Source organism: Oleiphilus sp. HI0123 (genome assembly GCF_001635315.1).
Map to the genome: position 1 here is coordinate 1 of NZ_LWGE01001385.1, position 1664 is coordinate 1664.

The window sequence follows — 1664 nt, forward strand, 5'->3', positions numbered from 1 at the left end:
GAAATCTCCCAGCTGCTTTCCTTATTGATGATAACGAAGGTGCTTGCTCCCTTACTGTGGGGCGCATTGTCTGATCGTTTTAGTAACAATGTCTTTCTGGTTCGTTTTGGGACGCTAATGACACTTGTCTGTTATAGCGGCTTTTTCTTTGCCAGCACATTTCAGGCTTACGCACTAGTCATCGTGTTGTTTAGTTTCTTCTGGAATGCGGTCTTGCCACAGATAGAGGTCGTAACGCTTTTTAATCTGGGTAGTAAGAAAGAGTTGTATGGGCGGATACGGCTATGGGGTTCAGTCGGGTTTATCTTTAGTGTTATGGGATTCGGTATAGTATTTGATATTTGGGGGATTGCATATTTTCCTATAAGTTTGCTCTGTGTGATCGCGTTGATTTTTGTTAGCAGCTTAGTTCATTTTGAGGAACCGAAAAGAACGCAAAGCCATGATGAAGCTAGCCATGGCTTTATGGTGTATTTAAAGCGACGTGATATTCAGCAATTCTTTATCGTCTGCTTTTTATTGCAGGTTTCTCACGGCGCTTACTACACTTATTTTAGTATCTACATGGAATCTTTGGGTTATAGCACTGCGCAGGTTGGGGCGCTATGGAGTTTAGGTGTTATTGCTGAAGTGCTTCTCTTCATTTATATGCATCGCTGGTTTGCCATGCACTCGATACGTTTGATTATGGCTATTTCCTTGATACTAACTGCTTTCAGGTGGGTCGTAACAGGGCTGCTTGCAGAATACTGGATGGTAATTGTTATCGTACAATGTATTCATGCATTTTCTTTTGGAGCGATGCATGCGACAGCGATCAAATTTGTTCATCAGCGATTCAAACTCAGGCACCAGGGGCGGGCGCAGGCACTTTATAGTAGTTTGGGTTTCGGTGCGGGCGGTGCGGCAGGTGCTTATTTTAGTGGCGTAGTCGTATCTGAATATGGCTATTACTGGACCTTTATTATTAGTGGTCTTGTTGCGCTCGCCGCCGTATTTTTTGTTTACTCTCTCAGATTTAAAACTAGTCATTTTAGCTAAGTTTTAGTCAGTTATATCTCTTGTTTTTATACGCGCTGATTGTTTTGCCAATTACTTGGAATCGGTGTCGAAAAAAAAATTCCCTATAAGTTGGTGGAATGAAGAATTTGCGTCTATGCTTTGTTTTAAGTGTATTTGCAGCTCTCCGAAATTATTCAGAGCGGCGGATCTAGAAAAACAACATGGCTAACAAGGTTCTGTTGGGGCTTAGCTTGTCATGTAGTACAACATCGATTTGATCTTAGGCTTTATTGGTTTCACCAAACAAGAAAAATCACTTGAACTGAGCCTAAAGATTAATAATCTCAAAGTAACGGAGTAGCGTTCGATGACGAAAAAAACACAGCGGTTGCATAAGTTTGCAAAGCTGCCTTTAGCAGCGGCAGTCGCGGCCACATTGTCAGCACCTGCTAGCGCCTTTCAATTTTATATGGGCGATATAGAAGCAAGTTTTGATACTAATATTAGTGCTGGCTCGAGTTGGAGAGTAGAAGGTAGAGACGACCGTCTGATCGGAACAGGTAATGACGGGTCAGGTTTCTCTATCAATACTGATGACGGTAACCTTAATTTCGATAAGGGTGATGCCTATTCGCAGATCGTCAAGGGTACCAGTGACTTTT

Annotated in this window: 2 protein-coding genes; both read left to right on the plus strand. The window is 42.2% G+C overall.

Features of this window, described 5'->3' with window-relative positions:
* The coding region (locus tag A3761_RS17515; protein WP_082870287.1) for an MFS transporter at window positions 1-1041 on the plus strand (1041 nt) is incomplete at its 5' end.
* A gap of 328 nt (window positions 1042-1369) precedes the next feature.
* Window positions 1370-1664, plus strand: a 295-nt coding sequence (locus A3761_RS17520) for a DUF1302 family protein (protein ID WP_156491925.1), incomplete at its 3' end; no start/stop codon positions are given.